General features: G+C 71.3%; 14 protein-coding genes. 5 read left to right on the forward strand and 9 right to left on the reverse strand.

Going from position 1 to position 14,687, the window contains the following annotated elements; all coding sequences use genetic code 11:
* Positions 1 to 49 precede the first annotated feature (49 nt).
* A complete protein-coding gene (locus ACFWB8_RS02370) occupies positions 50 to 481 on the reverse strand; it encodes a carboxymuconolactone decarboxylase family protein (RefSeq protein WP_385221252.1) in 432 nt (143 codons plus the stop codon).
* Between the two features lie 87 nt (positions 482 to 568).
* Between ACFWB8_RS02370 and ACFWB8_RS02375 the strand changes: the two genes are divergently transcribed.
* Positions 569 to 1,519: a LysR family transcriptional regulator gene (locus ACFWB8_RS02375; protein WP_385221255.1), complete on the forward strand. Its 951-nt coding sequence runs from the start codon at positions 569 to 571 to the stop codon at positions 1,517 to 1,519.
* Here the strand turns inward: ACFWB8_RS02375 and ACFWB8_RS02380 are convergent.
* The 3 genes from ACFWB8_RS02380 to ACFWB8_RS02390 are packed head-to-tail and all read right to left on the reverse strand — an operon-like array spanning position 1,480 to position 5,165.
* A complete protein-coding gene (locus ACFWB8_RS02380) occupies positions 1,480 to 2,286 on the reverse strand; it encodes a phosphatase PAP2 family protein (protein ID WP_385221258.1) in 807 nt (268 codons plus the stop codon). The genes ACFWB8_RS02375 and ACFWB8_RS02380 overlap by 40 nt on opposite strands.
* Before the next feature lie 59 nt (positions 2,287 to 2,345).
* Positions 2,346 to 3,326: a YihY/virulence factor BrkB family protein gene (locus ACFWB8_RS02385; RefSeq protein ID WP_385221261.1), complete on the reverse strand. Its 981-nt coding sequence runs from the start codon at positions 3,324 to 3,326 to the stop codon at positions 2,346 to 2,348.
* Between the two features lie 39 nt (positions 3,327 to 3,365).
* Positions 3,366 to 5,165, reverse strand: coding sequence for a diacylglycerol kinase family protein (locus ACFWB8_RS02390; protein WP_385221264.1), 1,800 nt, complete (start codon positions 5,163 to 5,165; stop codon positions 3,366 to 3,368).
* Positions 5,166 to 5,382: 217 nt separating this feature from the next.
* Between ACFWB8_RS02390 and ACFWB8_RS02395 the strand changes: the two genes are divergently transcribed.
* Positions 5,383 to 5,595, forward strand: coding sequence for a hypothetical protein (locus ACFWB8_RS02395; protein WP_385221267.1), 213 nt, complete (start codon positions 5,383 to 5,385; stop codon positions 5,593 to 5,595).
* Positions 5,596 to 5,643: 48 nt separating this feature from the next.
* Here the strand turns inward: ACFWB8_RS02395 and ACFWB8_RS02400 are convergent, their stop codons facing one another.
* Complete coding sequence (locus tag ACFWB8_RS02400) at positions 5,644 to 6,066, reverse strand: YjbQ family protein (RefSeq protein ID WP_385221269.1); 423 nt, start codon at positions 6,064 to 6,066, stop codon at positions 5,644 to 5,646.
* Between the two features lie 115 nt (positions 6,067 to 6,181).
* The gene (locus ACFWB8_RS02405) at positions 6,182 to 6,370 is read right to left on the reverse strand and encodes a hypothetical protein (protein WP_385221272.1); all 189 of its coding nucleotides are present in this window, start codon (positions 6,368 to 6,370) and stop codon (positions 6,182 to 6,184) included.
* Between the two features lie 241 nt (positions 6,371 to 6,611).
* Here ACFWB8_RS02405 and ACFWB8_RS02410 point away from each other — a divergent pair, with 241 nt between their 5' ends.
* Positions 6,612 to 7,463, forward strand: a complete 852-nt coding sequence (locus ACFWB8_RS02410) for a GNAT family N-acetyltransferase (protein WP_385221275.1) — start codon at positions 6,612 to 6,614, stop codon at positions 7,461 to 7,463.
* 233 nt (positions 7,464 to 7,696) lie between these two features.
* Here ACFWB8_RS02410 and ACFWB8_RS02415 read toward each other — a convergent pair whose 3' ends face one another.
* Both ACFWB8_RS02415 and ACFWB8_RS02420 read right to left on the reverse strand, forming a co-directional pair.
* Positions 7,697 to 8,542, reverse strand: coding sequence for a PaaX family transcriptional regulator C-terminal domain-containing protein (locus ACFWB8_RS02415; RefSeq protein ID WP_385221303.1), 846 nt, complete (start codon positions 8,540 to 8,542; stop codon positions 7,697 to 7,699).
* Between the two features lie 35 nt (positions 8,543 to 8,577).
* A complete protein-coding gene (locus ACFWB8_RS02420; protein ID WP_385221278.1) occupies positions 8,578 to 9,222 on the reverse strand; it encodes a GNAT family N-acetyltransferase in 645 nt (214 codons plus the stop codon).
* A gap of 234 nt (positions 9,223 to 9,456) precedes the next feature.
* Between ACFWB8_RS02420 and ACFWB8_RS02425 the strand changes: the two genes are divergently transcribed.
* Positions 9,457 to 10,428, forward strand: coding sequence for an alpha/beta hydrolase family protein (locus ACFWB8_RS02425; protein WP_385221281.1), 972 nt, complete (start codon positions 9,457 to 9,459; stop codon positions 10,426 to 10,428).
* Between the two features lie 810 nt (positions 10,429 to 11,238).
* On the forward strand, positions 11,239 to 11,415 hold the full coding sequence (locus tag ACFWB8_RS02430) for a hypothetical protein (protein WP_385221283.1): 177 nt from the start codon (positions 11,239 to 11,241) through the stop codon (positions 11,413 to 11,415).
* A gap of 216 nt (positions 11,416 to 11,631) precedes the next feature.
* Here the strand turns inward: ACFWB8_RS02430 and ACFWB8_RS02435 are convergent, their stop codons facing one another.
* A complete protein-coding gene (locus ACFWB8_RS02435; protein WP_385221286.1) occupies positions 11,632 to 12,468 on the reverse strand; it encodes a hypothetical protein in 837 nt (278 codons plus the stop codon).
* Between the last annotated feature and the right edge of the window lie 2,219 nt (positions 12,469 to 14,687).

A 14,687-nucleotide genomic window follows, 5' to 3' on the forward strand; every position in this document is an offset into this window, starting at 1 on the left:
ACGTGACGTGGCGTCGCGCGCGGCGGGCGCCGCCTCCGACGACCACTGCTCACGTTTCGATGCCGCCCCGCCCGCCGGTGGAGCCGGCACCGGGTCTGGCCCCGGCTCCACCGCGGGTGGCACCCCGGGCCTCCTCACCGGGCCTCGCGGCACCCTGGTTCTCCTCGTGCAGCCGGTGCGCCAGCAGCGAGTGCGCCATGGCGCCTCCGGCGCTGACCGCGGCTGCGACAAAAGCGACTTCAGCCATCTCGTGGCGGGTCGCGCCGGCCTCGGAGGCGCCACGGGTGTGGGTGTCGATGCAGTAGGCGCATCGGGTCGCCGTGGCAACCGCCAGGGCAACCAGCTCGCGGTACTTGAGCGGCACAGCTCCGCCGTCGCGGAAGACGGCTGCGTGGAAGTTCAGATAGGCGTGCGCCTCCGTCTTCGCCAACTCCCGGACAGCGGGAACGCGTTGCAGGTCAGAGGGGTGTTGGTAGGTCATGAATCGATCCAAGCAGCTTGTCCGCGACCGGGTCCAAGACCGTCTTGGTCGCCGTACCAACGCATTCGATATCGTCTGCGCGTGGACATGCGCAGGCTTCAGTACTTCGTCGCGGTCGCGGAGGAGGGCAACGTGGGCCGGGCGGCCCGTCGGCTGCTCATGTCCCAGCCGCCCCTCAGCCAGCGCATCCGCGAGCTGGAAGCGGACCTGGGCTGCGTGCTGTTCGTCCGTACGCCGCGCGGCATGACGCTGACCCCGCCGGGCGAGGTGCTGCTGGCAGAGGCGCGCCGGCTGCTGGAGGGCGCCGAGCGGGCCCGCGACCTGGTACGGCGAGCAGCGGGTCAGCGGGTCCTGCGCGTCGGCGTCCTGGGCCCCGGCGAAGCGGCGCTGTCGGCCTCCATGGCGCACACCTTCACGCAGCAGCACGAAGGCGTGGAGGTCACTCTGGTCCAAGGCGATCTGCGCGATCCGACCCTCGGTCTGAACGCAGGGAACGTGGACGCGGCGATCACCTTCACCCCCTTCACCCGGACCGGCCTGTCCACACGGACCGTCCGACAGGAACGGTGCTACGCCGCCGTGCCGGACTCCAGCCCCCTGGCCGGCGCCTCCGTCCTCTCCCGCGCACGTCTGCAGGACCAGCTCTCCATCCGTCTCGCGGACGACACCGACCCGCTGTTCCGTGCGTACTGGCAGCCCGGCACATCGCCCGACGGGCCGGTGGTGCGCTCGGTGGACGAGTGCTTGCACGCCGTGCTGTGGCGCAAGGCCGTGGCGCTGGTCCCCGAACAGGTGGTGCGCGGCACTCCGGTCGAGGGCATCACGTACGTCCCCGTCAGTGACCTTCCGCCGGTCGAGCTCGTACTGGCCTGGCGCCGCTCGGACCGCAACCCCCTGGTCGCCCACTACGTCGACGCCTTCTGCGCTGCGGTCACGCCCTCGCTCGCTCACCCGCAAGGCCAAGGAGGGCTTCGAGCACGACCCGCCCCACCACGTGTTCAAGGCCGCTCCGGAACACCCGCCGGCGGCTCGGGGTGATCGGCCAGGATCTCCGGCTCCAGACCCTGCGCGGGCGTGGTGCGGGTCCGCCCGACGTCCGCCCGCCAGGCTTCGAAGGCCAGGGTCGTCGCCGTGACCACGGCCAGACCGAGCAGCCAGCCCCCCACCACATCGCTCACCCAGTGCACGCCGAGCGCCACCCGGGTGTAGCCCACGCCCACCACCGAGACCGCCGCGAGTCCCCACGCCAGTGGACGACAGGCCCGGGGAACCAGCGGCAGCAGCGCCAGCAGCAGCACGGCGCAGGACGTGGTGGCCGTCATGGCGTGCCCGGAGGGGAACGAGAACCCGGGCGCCTGCGCGACGGGCTGCGGCAGATGGGGCCGGGCCCGTTCGACCGCGTTCTTCACCAGCAGGCCGAGCAGGCCGCCGGCCGTGGCCGTGACGGCCGCCCACAGTGCCAGCCGTACCGCCCCGCGCACCAGCAGCCACACCACCAGCGCCGCCACCAGCAGACGCATGGTCAGGGGTCCCCACACGACGTGGCTCAGGAAGTCGAGCACCCGCACCCACGCGGGATGCTCCAGCGCGGCCGCGTGCAGCCGCTCGGCCGTGCCCCGGTCCAGCCGGTGCAGCGGCGCCCATTGAGACTCGACCAGCACCAGGGCGAGCGCGAAGGGTACCGACACCAGGGCGGTGGCGGCCACCGTCGTCAGGAGCCGTACGCCGAACCGCGCGTCGGGCCCGGAGCGCGCGGAGAGCAGCCGGGCGGCGGAGCGCCGCGGGCGGGTGGGGGTTCGTGCCATGGCCGTGGTGCTTCCTTTCGGGGAGTTGCCGCGGCGCGCCCGTCCGGGCGCGCCGCGCGTCAGACGCCGGGGTCCTCCGTGACCGGTTCGGTCACCCCGGCCCGTACGGCCTCCAGTTGGGCGGCGAAGGCCAGTCCGAGGAAGAGGGCCATCGAGGTCAGGTAGGACCACAGCAGCAGCGACACGAACGCGCTGAGGGGCCCGTACACGGTGGCGAAGGAGCCGCTGGCGCCGACGTAGAGGCTCAGCCCCCATGTCGCCGCCAGCCACAGCACCAGGTACACCGTGGCGCCGAAGGCCAGCCACGTGTAGCCGGGCTGGGTGCGGCGGGGGGAGAGGCGGAAGATGGCGCTGGTGGCCAGGATGGCCAGCAGCACCCCCACGGGCCAGCGCAGCAGGTCCCACGCGCGGATGGTCCCCGGGCCGAGGTGGTAGACCTCCGCCACGGCGCGGCTCAGCTCGGCGCCGAGGACGGTGACCGCGAAGCTGAGCCCCAGGGGCAGACCGGCCAGCACGGACATGACCAGCCCCCGGGTGTACTTGTACAGGAACGGCCGGTCGCGTTCCGTTCCGTAGATGCGGTTCGCGCCCCGCTCCACCTGGCACAGGGCGGTGGTCACGTTCACCAGGGAGAACAGCAGCCCGAGCCAGAGGGCGACCTGGCTGCCGTCCCCGGAGTGGTGGCGGCTCTGCGAGAGCGCGTCGTCCACCACGTCCTGGCTCGGGCCCCTCGCCAGCCGCCGGATCGTCAGTTCCGCGACGCGCCCGATGTCCTCGGTGTGCAGCGCGCTGGACAGACCGATGACGGCGATGGCCAGCGGAACGATCGACAGGACCGTCTGCAGGGCCAGCGCCCTGGAATGGCTGAAGCCGTCGGCGTACCGGAACCGGATGAAGGAGTCCCGTACGAGACTCCAGCCCCCGTAGCGCCTCAGCGCGGCCAAGGCCTCCTCGGCGGACAGCTCCTCGCCCTCCACCTCCAGCTCGGCTTCCACCGCCGCCACGTCGGCGCGTTGCGGTACCCGCGTCGCGGTTCCCATTGCTCTTCACCCCCTGTGCGTCGTGTGTTCGGGCGCGGCTCAGCCGCCGATGGTGAACGCGGCCCGGTCGGCGGGCGCCGTGTCCGTTGCCATGTCCGTGTCCGTAGCCGTGCCGACGGCCGCCTCGTTGGCCGGCGCGCGCGGCGGCAGTAGGATCCGCAGCGCGCCCGGCTCCACCTCGGCGCTCAGCCGGGTACCGGCGCCGATGACGTCACCGTCGAGCTCGCGCGGCTGGGGCCTGGCGAAGTGGATGTCGACGCGCACGGCGCTGAAGTACTCCAACGCGCCGCCGGCCACCTTGCCGTACGCGCCGCCGGGGCTGGGCACCGCCCGCCCGGGCAGCATGCGCGCCCCGAGGTGCCCCGCCGCCGCGAGCCAGCCCCGGGCGCCGCGCGGGTCCAGCAGCACCACCTCCAGCCGCCCGCTGTCGGGCCGGGCGTCGGGCAGCAGCGGCAGGCCGCCCTGCAGGGTGCCGACGTTGCCGATGACGACCATGCGGGCGCGGCGTTCCCGTACGGGGCCCCCGTCCAGCCGGATCGACAGCCGCATCCGCGGGTCCCCCAGGTGGCGGACGGCGGAGAGGACGTACGCGGCCCAGCCGAGGCGCTCCTTGACCCGCTCCGACGCGTCCCCGACCATCGCGGCGTCGAAACCGCCTCCCGCCATGACGGTGAACCGGGCGGGCTCCAGCCCGTCGCCCCGTACCCGCCCCACGTCGATCCGCGCCGTCTCTCCGGACAGGGCCGCCTCCAGCGCCGTGGCCGGATCGGAGGGCAGCCGCAGGTTGCGCGCGAGCAGGTTGCCGGTGCCGCAGGGGACGACCGCGAGCGGAATTTCCGTACCGGCCAGCACGTCGGCGCAGGCGCGTACGGTGCCGTCCCCGCCGCAGACCACCACCAGAGCGGTGTCCGCCTCGGCGATCCGGTCGGCGAGGCCGCCGGCGGCGTGCTCGGCGGACGTCGCCGTCCACGCCTGGTCGGCGTAGCCGTGGCGGCGCAGGATGCCTCGCACCCGCTCGGCCATCTCCTCGCCGCAGCCGTGCGGGTGACGTACCACCACGGCCCGCCGGGCTCCGCCGTCGTCGTCCCGGGTGGCGCGGGTGGCGCGGGCGGACGGGAGCCGGTCCGCCGGGCCCGCATCGGAGGCGGACCGCGCCACCGGCCGGGGCCGCGCCGACAGCAGCAACGCGTGCGCCACGACGAGCAGGGTGCAGGCCCCGTTGAGCAGGCCGCCCACCACATCGGAGGGGTGGTGCATGCCCCGGTACACCCGGGAGAACGCCACGGCCGCCGGGATCAGCAGCAGGGCGGCGATCACGGCGTACCGCACCCACCGCCGGGCGTCGCGCAGGAGGAGCGCCACGAGGATGGCCAGGCCCCCGAACAGGGCCACGGAGGCCCCGACGTGCCCGGAGGGGAAACTGGAGGTGGGCGGGGCGGCGTCCAGGTGGGGCACGTCCGGACGCGGCCGCTCCACGAGGACGGTGACCAGGAGGAAGACCGCCGACTGCGCGGCCACGGCCGCGGCCAGGAACACCGCCTCCCGCAGCAGCCGCCCCCGCGAGAACGCCAGCAGCGTGGCGACGGCCAGGACGGTGAGCGCGACGATGCTCTGGGTGCCGGCCAGCAGGGACAGCCACTCCGACAACGGGGTGACGGGGCCGCCGCGGTGCGCGGCCAAGGCGCGGTTGACGCCGTCTTCCGCCGCCAGCGGCCACTGGTCTGCGAGCGGCCCGGTGACCAGCAGTCCCACGCCCACCATCAGGGCCGCTTGCACGGGCAGCCACAACAGCACGGGGAGTCGGCCGGGTCTCACGGCGGCGCCGTGTTCAAGTCTCATTGACGCCGTGTAACCCGCCACGGCCCGCTCAGGCGCGCTCGGCCGTGATCAGTGGGTCCGCCGGCACGGCCGTCGTCTCTTCGCCCTCACCTGTCTCGCAGCCGCAGCCGCAGCCGCAGCCGCAGCGATCGCATCGCCGGCGGCGCCGGCGGCCGTCGCCGCGGACGGGCCCGCCTTCCTCGATGCTCGGTCGCTCACCGCGCTGTTCGAGTCGGCGGTGAAGGGATGCGCCGAGCGTGTCCAGCAGCAGGACCCTGACGTCAAGGCCGAACGGCGTGACTACGGCCGCGTCGGCGCCGAGGACGGCGCGAGCGCCCAGGGCGTGCGTACGGCGCACGCGCGCACCGGAGCTGACGCCCACCTCTTCGCAGTGGGCCGGCACGGGCGGACGGTCACCGTGGTGCCCTGGGGCAAGCGGTACGGAGACTGAGGAAGCGGCGCGGCCACACGGGCGTTGGGCCGGCCGGGTGGCATCGGGCTAACCGAGGAACGACAGACGAACCTGCCGTTCGGGGTTGTCCTTGTTGGTGTCGATCAGGCAGACGGACTGCCAGGTGCCGAGCCGAAGGTGGCCATCGAGGACGGGCAGGGTGGCGTGTGGGGGGACGAAGGCGGGCAGGACGTGGTCGCGACCGTGGCCGGGCGATCCGTGGCGGTGCTCCCAGCGGTCGTCGGCGGGCAGCAGGGTGTGCAGGGCGGCCAGGAGGTCGTGGTCGCTGCCCGCGCCCGTCTCGATCACGGCGATGCCGGCGGTGGCGTGGGGGACGAAGAGGTTGAGCAGGCCGTCGCGGCCGGCCGCCACCTCGGACAGGAACTGCTCGCACGGACGGGTCAGGTCGGTGACGGTCTCGGTGTGGCCGGTGGAGACGTCGAGGACGCGGGTGGTGAACCGGTCGGACATGGACACCATCCTGGTCCACCGCAGCGGGCGGCGCGCATGTCCGGCGAGCCCGAACCTGCGGCACGGGAAGGGCCCGCGCCCCCTGGTGGGAGTGCGGGCCCTGCCTGCTGCGGGGCTAGCGGCGGTCGTCCGTGTTGTCCTGGACGTCATCGAACGAGCGCTGGCCGCTCTGGCGGGTCTCGTTGGCGCGCTCGCGGAGGCGGTCCTGCTCGGTCCGGCCACGCTGGGAGGCTTCGTCCTGCTTGCCCTGCAGCTTGTCCTTGGCCTTCTTGGCCTTGTCCTGCATCTCGTCCTTGATGCCCATGAAGGTGTCTCCTCGATGTGTGGGGGTGATCCTCGACGAGCCTGGCACGGGGGGCGGGTCGCCGCTCGCTCATGTTGAGCTGATCGGGTCCCTGGTGAGTTCCTTGCGTCGTTCACCCTCGGCGCCACCGCCTTGCACACTTGCACGGCTGGGGAGTCGCTTGACCTGCGGTTCTGGTCTGCGGGGCGCGCGCGGACGCCTCCACCGTCGGGTTGTCGGTGCCCCTGCCTAGGGTGGGGGGATGAACGAGATGGAGATCGTGACCGACCAGGGTGAGTGGCGGGGCGGGTTCGAGGAGCGCGTGCTGGCCGGGTACCGGGCTGCGGGGTGCTCGGAGCCGCTGGCCCGGGCCCTGCTCGAACGGGCGGTGGAGGGTATCGACGGCTGGACGGTGGCCACGGACGGCACCGGGTGGATCGCGGTCGGGGTGACGCAGGACAACGGTGCGACCGTGGGCCGGATCCACGACCTGACGGTGCCGCGAGGGCGCGAATGGGCCGAGCGGTGGTGCGCCGAGCACGGTGCGCAGCAGGTGGGAGTCCGGCTCACCGGCGGGGCGGGAGCGTTCGCCGACTACCCCGTACGGGGGCAGAACAGAATGCGTGCCGCGGCCGAGCGGCCCGAGCTGCCGCCGGGTCTGACGGTTCGCCGGCTGACCGGGGAGGAGTACCCGGGCTGGTATGCCGGTGAGGAGGCCGCGTACATCGCGGACATCGTCCGGGCCGGAGCTCTGACCCCGGAGCAGGCCAAGGCGAAGTCCGACGAGGACTTCGCCCGCCATCTCCCGCAGGGCTACCTGACCCCGGGGCACGCCTTCTACGCGATGGAGGCCGACGGCCAGGTGGTCGGCACGGGCTGGGTGAACCACGGCTTCCTGCCGGGCGTGACCTTCGGCTTCTCGCTGGAGGTGTACGAGGAGCATCGCGGCAAGGGCTACGGCCGGGCCGCGATGGCTGTCGGCGAGTGGGCCGCCCGGCAGGGCGGCGACGAGGCGATGATGTTCAACGTCTTCGGGGGCAACGAGGTCGCGATGAGCCTGTACGACAGCACCGGCTTCGCCGTGCTGGACGAGTACCGCTCGATCGACCTCTAGTTAACGCTGTGACCGCAGTGCCGCCCAGAGGTGGCCGATGCCCCTGCGGCGCCGTTTGACGCCCCACGTCTGGTGCTGGCGGGGCCATCGCCAACAGTGGCACGCTCACCGCCCGCAACAGCACCATCAGCTTCAACATCTCCACGAACAACGGCGGTGGCATCGTCTCCTTCGGCGGTACCGCGAACCTGCTACGGCGCCGCAGCAAGGCCGGTGAAAGGCGTGTCCCGCCTTCAGCGCGCGGCCCGGTCTGCCGCCTCTCGGGTGATGTCGGCGTAGAGGCGGAAGAGGGCTGGGCGGGCTTCGCCGCCTTCTCGTTCGTGCAGAGCCGCCCAGCACTGGGCGATGACTTCCCGAGCCTGGGTGCCGGGCCAGGGCTGGGGCAGGAGCTGCGGGGGCAAGAGCGGGTCGGGCTCCATGGCGCGGGTGAGTTCGGCGGCCAGCTCGACCGCGATGGTGAGGAGTGCGGACGGGGGGAGTCCGGCAGGGTCGGTGAGCCGGGCGAGGCGGGGCCAGGCGATACGGCTGAGGCGGTGGTAGCGATCGGCGATCTCCGGCAGGAACCACAGGCGGCGGGCGAGTTCGGCAGGCTCTTGGGTGTCGCCCTTGCGCAGGTCTGTCGTGGTGAGGAGGGTAAGCGCGCCATGGGCGCCGAGGCGGTGGGCCGCTTCTTCGACGTACGGTTCCCAGGCGTTGGCGCAGACGTACAGTCCGCCCTGGAGCGGGGCGCCTCCGAGGTGGACGAGCGTCTCACGCAGGGCGTCCCGGGCCGTGCGCGCCGATTCGGGCACTGCGAAGGCGGCCAGGTGCCAGACACCGTCCCAGGGCGCTAGCCCGGCGTCTTGCTGGAAGGCGTGCCGGAGGAAGTCCGCGTTGGGGGCCAGGGCGCGCGTGGTGTCTGCGGTGGCGTGCAGCTCCGCCTTGCGGCCACGGCCCTCGTGCGTGAACCGGCCCTCGGCCACGAGGCGTTTGACGCACAACCGCACCTGCTGGTCGCTCATGCCCAGGGTGTTGGCGACGGTGTACAGCTCCTCCGCGCTGACGGTGCCGTCCTCGCGGATCAGCGCGTGGACGAGCATGCGGGTGGGGACCTCGACGTGGTCCGTTTCGGCGCTCACAGTTCTCTCGCCCCTCTCGTCCCTCTCGTCGCGACGGCGCGGCACATGGTGGTCACCGCTCCGAACCCCAGCAGTCCGCGCAGGTAGGGCGTGCGCTGGGTGTGCACAGCCGTGAAACCGCGCCGCTCGTACAGGGCTCGGGCCCGCGGATTGGTGTCGATCACATCCAGTCTGATCTCCCGGCAGTGCTGCTCCGCCGCGACGGCGGCCACTTCCTCGATGAGCAGGCTCCCGACGCCGCGGCCGCGTATGGCCGGGTCCACGGCGATGCCGTCCATGACGAGCTGTCCGGGGGTCGGGTGGCGTTCGAACAGGGCGAGGAGCAGGAGCCTGTGCAGTCCTCGCAGGTGCCCGTACACGCGCAGCACGGCGGAGGCCGATCCCCCCGTGAGGGCACGACCGCCGAGCTGGTAACCGGCGAGGCCGACAAGCTGCCCGTCGAGGAGCGCGCACACCGCGCGATCGGCGTTCAGGTGGGCGGCGATGAAGGGCACCGCCTTGTCCGGCGGGTTCAGCGCGGGGCCGAGTTTTCGGCCGAAAGCGTCCCAGTACAGCTCGGCCGCCCGCCGCTCGGCGCCGGCCGGAACGCCCAGCCGTACTGTCACCCGCCCCGTACCGGTGTCCGTCGCGTCCAGTCCCATCCCGTTTTCCTCCTTCTCGCTGCAAGCCCCACTCGAAACTATCATTTTCATGACGACCGTGCGTGCAATGATAGGTTTGATCATGCGCACATCCAAACCGACACCCGAACCGACATCCGAACCGAGGCGGTCAGATCCATGGGCCCAAAGATCCAACCCAAATGGCGTCGCGGACTTCGCACAGCCGTTTGGTCATTCGTCACAGTCCTGGTCGTAGCCGCGGGTCTCGGCGGTGTGGTGCTGTGGCAGAACTCCTACGACATGGACGAGCAGCGAGTATCGATCCGTCACGGTGGCCACACCCTCAACGGAGTACTGGCCACACCCAAGGACGGCCGCAAGCACCACGGCCTGGTCGTGTACATCCACGGTGACGGCCCCGTCGACGCCACCCATGACGACGGCTACAAGCCCCTGTGGGAAGCGAACGCCAAGGCCGGGTACGCCTCCCTCTCCTGGGACAAGCCCGGCGTCGCGGGCGCACCAGGCGACTGGCTCGGCCAGTCCATGGACGACCGGGCCGACGAGGCAGCCGCCGCCATCGCCTGGGCGCGCGCCCGCCCCGACATCGACGGCGACCGGATCGGACTCTGGGGCGCCAGCCAGGCGGGCTGGGTCCTGCCGAAGGTCGCCGCCAAGACGCCCGTGAGCTTCGTCATCGCCGTCTCGCCTGCGATCAACTGGCTCCAGCAGGGCCGCTACAACCTTCTCGCCGAGCTGCGCGCCGACGGCGCATCGCCAGCCCGCACCAACGCAGCGATCGCCAAGAGCGACACGACCCGACGGCTGCTGGAAGGCCACGCGACCTTCGAGGAGTACGTCAAGGCCATGGGCGGCGACGCGGAGGGCATGACCGCCGATCGCTGGCGCTTCATCTCCAAGAACTACACCGCGGACGCCACGCAAGACCTCCGCGCCCTGCGCGGCGTACCGGTTCTGCTCACCCTCGCGGGCCACGACATCAACGTGGACACCGCCGACACGGAGCGCGTCTACCGCGAGGTGCTGGACGCAGGCGGTGCCATGACGGCCAAGCGCTACCCGGACGCGACCCATTCATTGCTCAAGCAGTCCATCGAGCAGTCGGACCTCAAGACCACGCTCACCGCGCTCTTCTCGCCCCGCTCGCTCTTCGCGGACGGATTTTTGGACGGCCAAGGACAGTTCCTCAAGGATCTCGGCCGAGGCAGCAAGGTCACTCCATGACAGTCCAGCAAGGTCGGCCATGGCGCGCAGTGCACGCACGCACGCACGCACCGCCGCGGCTGGCTCAATCCCGACCGCGTGCTGGACTCTGCCGAATGCGCAGCGCTGCAGGGTGCGGTCCGCCAGTGGGCGGGCGAGGACCGCGTGTGGGCGGACGTCGTCGACGAGTTCGGTATCCCGTCCGTGGGTGTTCGGCCCGAACAACCCCTCACACGGCAAGATCCGTCGGAACGGCGCCCTTCCGCCAGACCTTCACCTTCACCCCGGAGGGCCGGCGACGGCTCCCTGTGGAGTAAAAGCTCAAGATCAGCGGGTGTTCGGTGCCCGGGCCGCTCCGGACGCGGTCACCGCACTGGTGTCCGGGCTGGCCTTGGCACGCTTTACGTGTTTCTGCTCCGGGACCCGATGAGCGGAGATCTGCCCGTGGCGGCTGGGGCGGCGGACGCTGTCGCGTAGCGGCCATGGATCACGTGCCTGGTAGCGCGCCGAAACAACGGTCGGACTTTGCCGGAATGGCCGGCGTCTTGGAGAGTTCACGTACTGACCCGCACGATGTGCTCCCGACCCCTGGTGGTGCCCTGGTCTGGGGAAATGCGGTTGAAGGTGACCAGTTCTTCCTCGTGCCTCACGAGGACGGCTCCTGGACCGTCTCGGCCTTCCGCCGCGGATGGGGTGACGGTCACGACACCACCCTCGGGCTCGGCGGTTCCATCAGGCCCTCTCGGCCGTCAGGTCGCGACGGACTGGCTGCCGAGTGGGACGCGGGGCTGCACCCACTGGAGTTGTTGTAGCCGCCACCTCGACACGGAGGTGGAGCAAACCTCGCCGTGGGCGGCCGGTCCGCTGATCGACGAGGGCAGCGGGCCGCTCATCTACTTCGCGATGCGTGGGGACATGACCGCGGAAGCATCGGCCTGTGCGGCAGCCCTTGCGGCCTCGATGGGGCTGGTCTGCTTCGATCCTCAGCAGAACCGGCTCCGGCCCTGACCACCCTGGCAGGACTACGGGGACCTGCTCCGCTCCGCGGACGGCGGTCACTCCCGTGCCCGAGTACGGGCCGGGAGGCACGGGCACGGCTACGAGGCGCAACGAGGCGGGTCCGGGCGGCTGGAGGCGGCCCGGACCCGTCTCGTGTTGTGCTCGGTTCGTGTGCTGCGGGCTCCGGGTCGGTTCAGGAGCCCGCAGCCGGTGTTGTCGTGGGGGTCAGGGGGTGTAGGCGGGGCCGTTGGCTCCGCGTCCGCCGGCTGTCCCGGCTGTGCCGCCCCAGCCGTAGTAGGCCTTGAAGGTGTCCTCGGCCTCGTAGGTGTAGACGCCGCCGTTGTAGGGGATCCCGGCCGCGCCGGCCGCCCCGCCCTTCCCGCCGAGTCCGCCCGGCCGGTCCTCCACGCTGTCGCCGCCCTTCCCGCCGGTTCCGCCCTTGCCGCCGGTCCCGCCGATCATGTCGATGGTGTCGACACCGGGTCCGGCGATCACCGTGCCGGTGCGGTTCGCGAAACCGCCCGCCCCGCCCGCGCCGCCGGTGGCGCCGCGGGCGCCGATGCCGGTGTCGGTGTTGCTTCCGTGCGTGCCGGTGGCACCCGTGCCGCCGGTGCCGCCCGTGCCGCCGGTGAGGGTGAGCTTGTCGTTCCCCGCGCCTCCGTCGACCGTGATTGCCCCGACCAGGCCGTCGCCCGCGTCCGCCGCCCCGCTGATGGTGATCGTGTCGTTGCCGTCACCGCCCCTGACGCCGCTGGCTGTTCCCCCGCGGATGGTGATGATGTCGTCGCCGCCGAGCATGTCGATCGGATGCCCGATCGGAACACCGCTGGCACATTCCAGCTTGTCCGCTCCAGCAGTCCCCGTGATCTCCGCGACCGGACTGATGGAGACGCCGTTGAGGGTGCAGGTGACCGGTGGCCCAGGCGCCGCGTACGCTGCGCCCGCCCCCGCCAGGCAGAGGGGGACCGACAACGAGGCAACCAGCAGAGCGGCGAGCACGGGCCCCCTCTTCACCAGCCGTGCGGGCGCGGCTGCCGCGATGACGGAACGACGAACAGACATAGGACTCCCTAGAGAAGGATCACCATGCCGAAGGCATGGCATGATCCATTAGGGACCCACGGTGATCGTCAAGCGCGTGGAATCGGCTGCCAGTCCACCCGTTCGGCCCAGCAGCAAATAGATGGCTCGCGCGCCGTCCGTTCCAGGAACAGATCAACATTCGAGTGCGCGAGCGGTCTATGTACCGCTGCTCAGCCGACCCGAGTCTGGATGGCTCTGGCCGTCGAGCCTGGGCCGCTCCTGCTGGGCCGCTCCTGCTGGGCCGCCGACACCGGCCTCGGGCCCCCGGCTTCCGGGGAGGGGCACTTGGGCCTGACACCTGACGCGCCTCAAGCGTGAACCTTGACTGGGGGACGCTTTGGTCGATCTCCCCTTCTCCTGCCGGTGTTGCGGAGCCACTCGATCGGGTCGGATGTGTCTCCCCAGCGTCCGAAACAGGGCTCGCAGGCGAAGCCGTCACCTGGCCGCCGTGTTGTGCCCAAGAGTTCGGGGCCGCGAACGCAGTGCTGCTCCGGTTGGACGAAGGCTGCCTCGTGTCCTCATCCGGCTGCGGCTGCGGCTGGGGTCCTGGCCGAGCCGGAGTAACTCCCCGACCCGGTGCCGGTGACGCGAGGTGGTGCTGGATCGTTTCAGCTGGCGTGAACAACAGATTCCGCTTCACGGGACCCCCCGGGCTCTCGATCCCCAGCAGCCCCCCTCGCCAGCCCCTGCTGACGGCTCTTCGCCGCGTGCTGACTCCATACGGCGAGGCGGCGTGAGGGGACGGTGCTTCTACTGGTGCCGCTCCTGCCGGCAACCTCTCTACGCCACCAGCTCAGCCTCCACCCCGGCTGGCCGGGACTGGGAGATCGACCACCAGCAGCCCGGCGACTGTGCCAACGGTCGCCTGATGCCCCTGACCGGAACTGCGACGGTCCCCGAGGACCTGCCCAACGCCCCACGCGTCCTGCGCCTCTTCTGATCCTGAGCCCCGCAGCCCGCCGGCGCGCAGGGGGAATCTGACCCGCCGCCCGGACACGAAGTGCCGCCGGGTGGCGACGGATGGGTCACGGCTCGCCACGGTGCCCTGTACGGGGTCGTTGGGCCGGTCATGGACCAGAGAACCGTTCCAGCGCAGAGGGGTTTCGCCCATCCGCGGGCAGACGGCTGGCGGGTTTCGAATTCGCCGATCTACGAAGCCGTTGAACGGCAGTGGCTACAGGAGGGCCGCGAAGTTCCCGGCGGAGAGGGGCTTGCGCCAAGAGGCAGGCACCGGTCAGCGGACGCAGACCTGTTCCACCGCGGCTGACCGGGCGAACGCTCATCGCCGCCAACCCGCAGTTGGCGGCACACGCTCGCACGACGTCGTTGGAGCAAGGGATTGGACGGACGGGGAGGAAGGGTGCGTAGCACCCTTCGTCGCGGTGATGACGATCCTTGCGCCAGCTGCGCGTTGGTGTCGGCTGTGCCGGTGAGGTGGGTACGCCGCGAGTCCGGCCAGCGCGCGAAGTGCCCGGCGGCCGATCCGGCCCCGCAGGTTCTCCTCGACCTGGCCCCGCAGCGTCTCGGGAGCGCCCCGGTGCGTTTCGCCCCAGGGGTCGCGCCACGGCCCGGCCTTGGCGGCGATCACCAGTTGCTCCGAGTAGGGCCCGTGCCCGGTGATCGGCTCGTTCCCTGCGTATGCCCCCCTCCCTGTTCGAGGTCGATTACCTCACTGTCGAACACGCGAAAAACTATGTTGGCCGGAGTAGACATCAGGCGGTGGTGTGGCTATGGTTTCTCTCGTAGCCCGAAGAGATCGAAGGGCCTGGCAGAGACGAACTGCCGGGCAGCAGGACCAGAAAATTGCAGTTCGCGGTACCCAGCAGTGAAGTCAGTGAGCGGTACCTCGGTGAAGGCGTCGGCTGCGGGCGCGCGCATCGGGAGGTTCGGCAGTGGGGTTCTAAGCCAGAGCAGACGCACGATGGGCGACGGGGCTGGCTGCCGAAGCGTGGCGCTTGTTCAGGCCGCGAGCAGTACAAGCGGTTCGCAGTACAGCAGTAGGCATCACCAGTAGTACGCAGTAGAGCAGTGCCGGTAGTACCAGCAGTACGAAGTCCCCCGCTTGGTAAGTAGTTGATCACCGAGGGAAGAACGGAGGAGCTTGGCGCCATCAGGATCGCCCGGGCGGAAGTCTGAGTCCGGGTACCGCAGGACATCGATAGTGAGGTGGTCTCCGGTCAAGCAACCGCGATCCCCGC

Source organism: Streptomyces sp. NPDC060031, assembly GCF_042736805.1.
GTDB lineage: Bacteria > Actinomycetota > Actinomycetes > Streptomycetales > Streptomycetaceae > Streptomyces.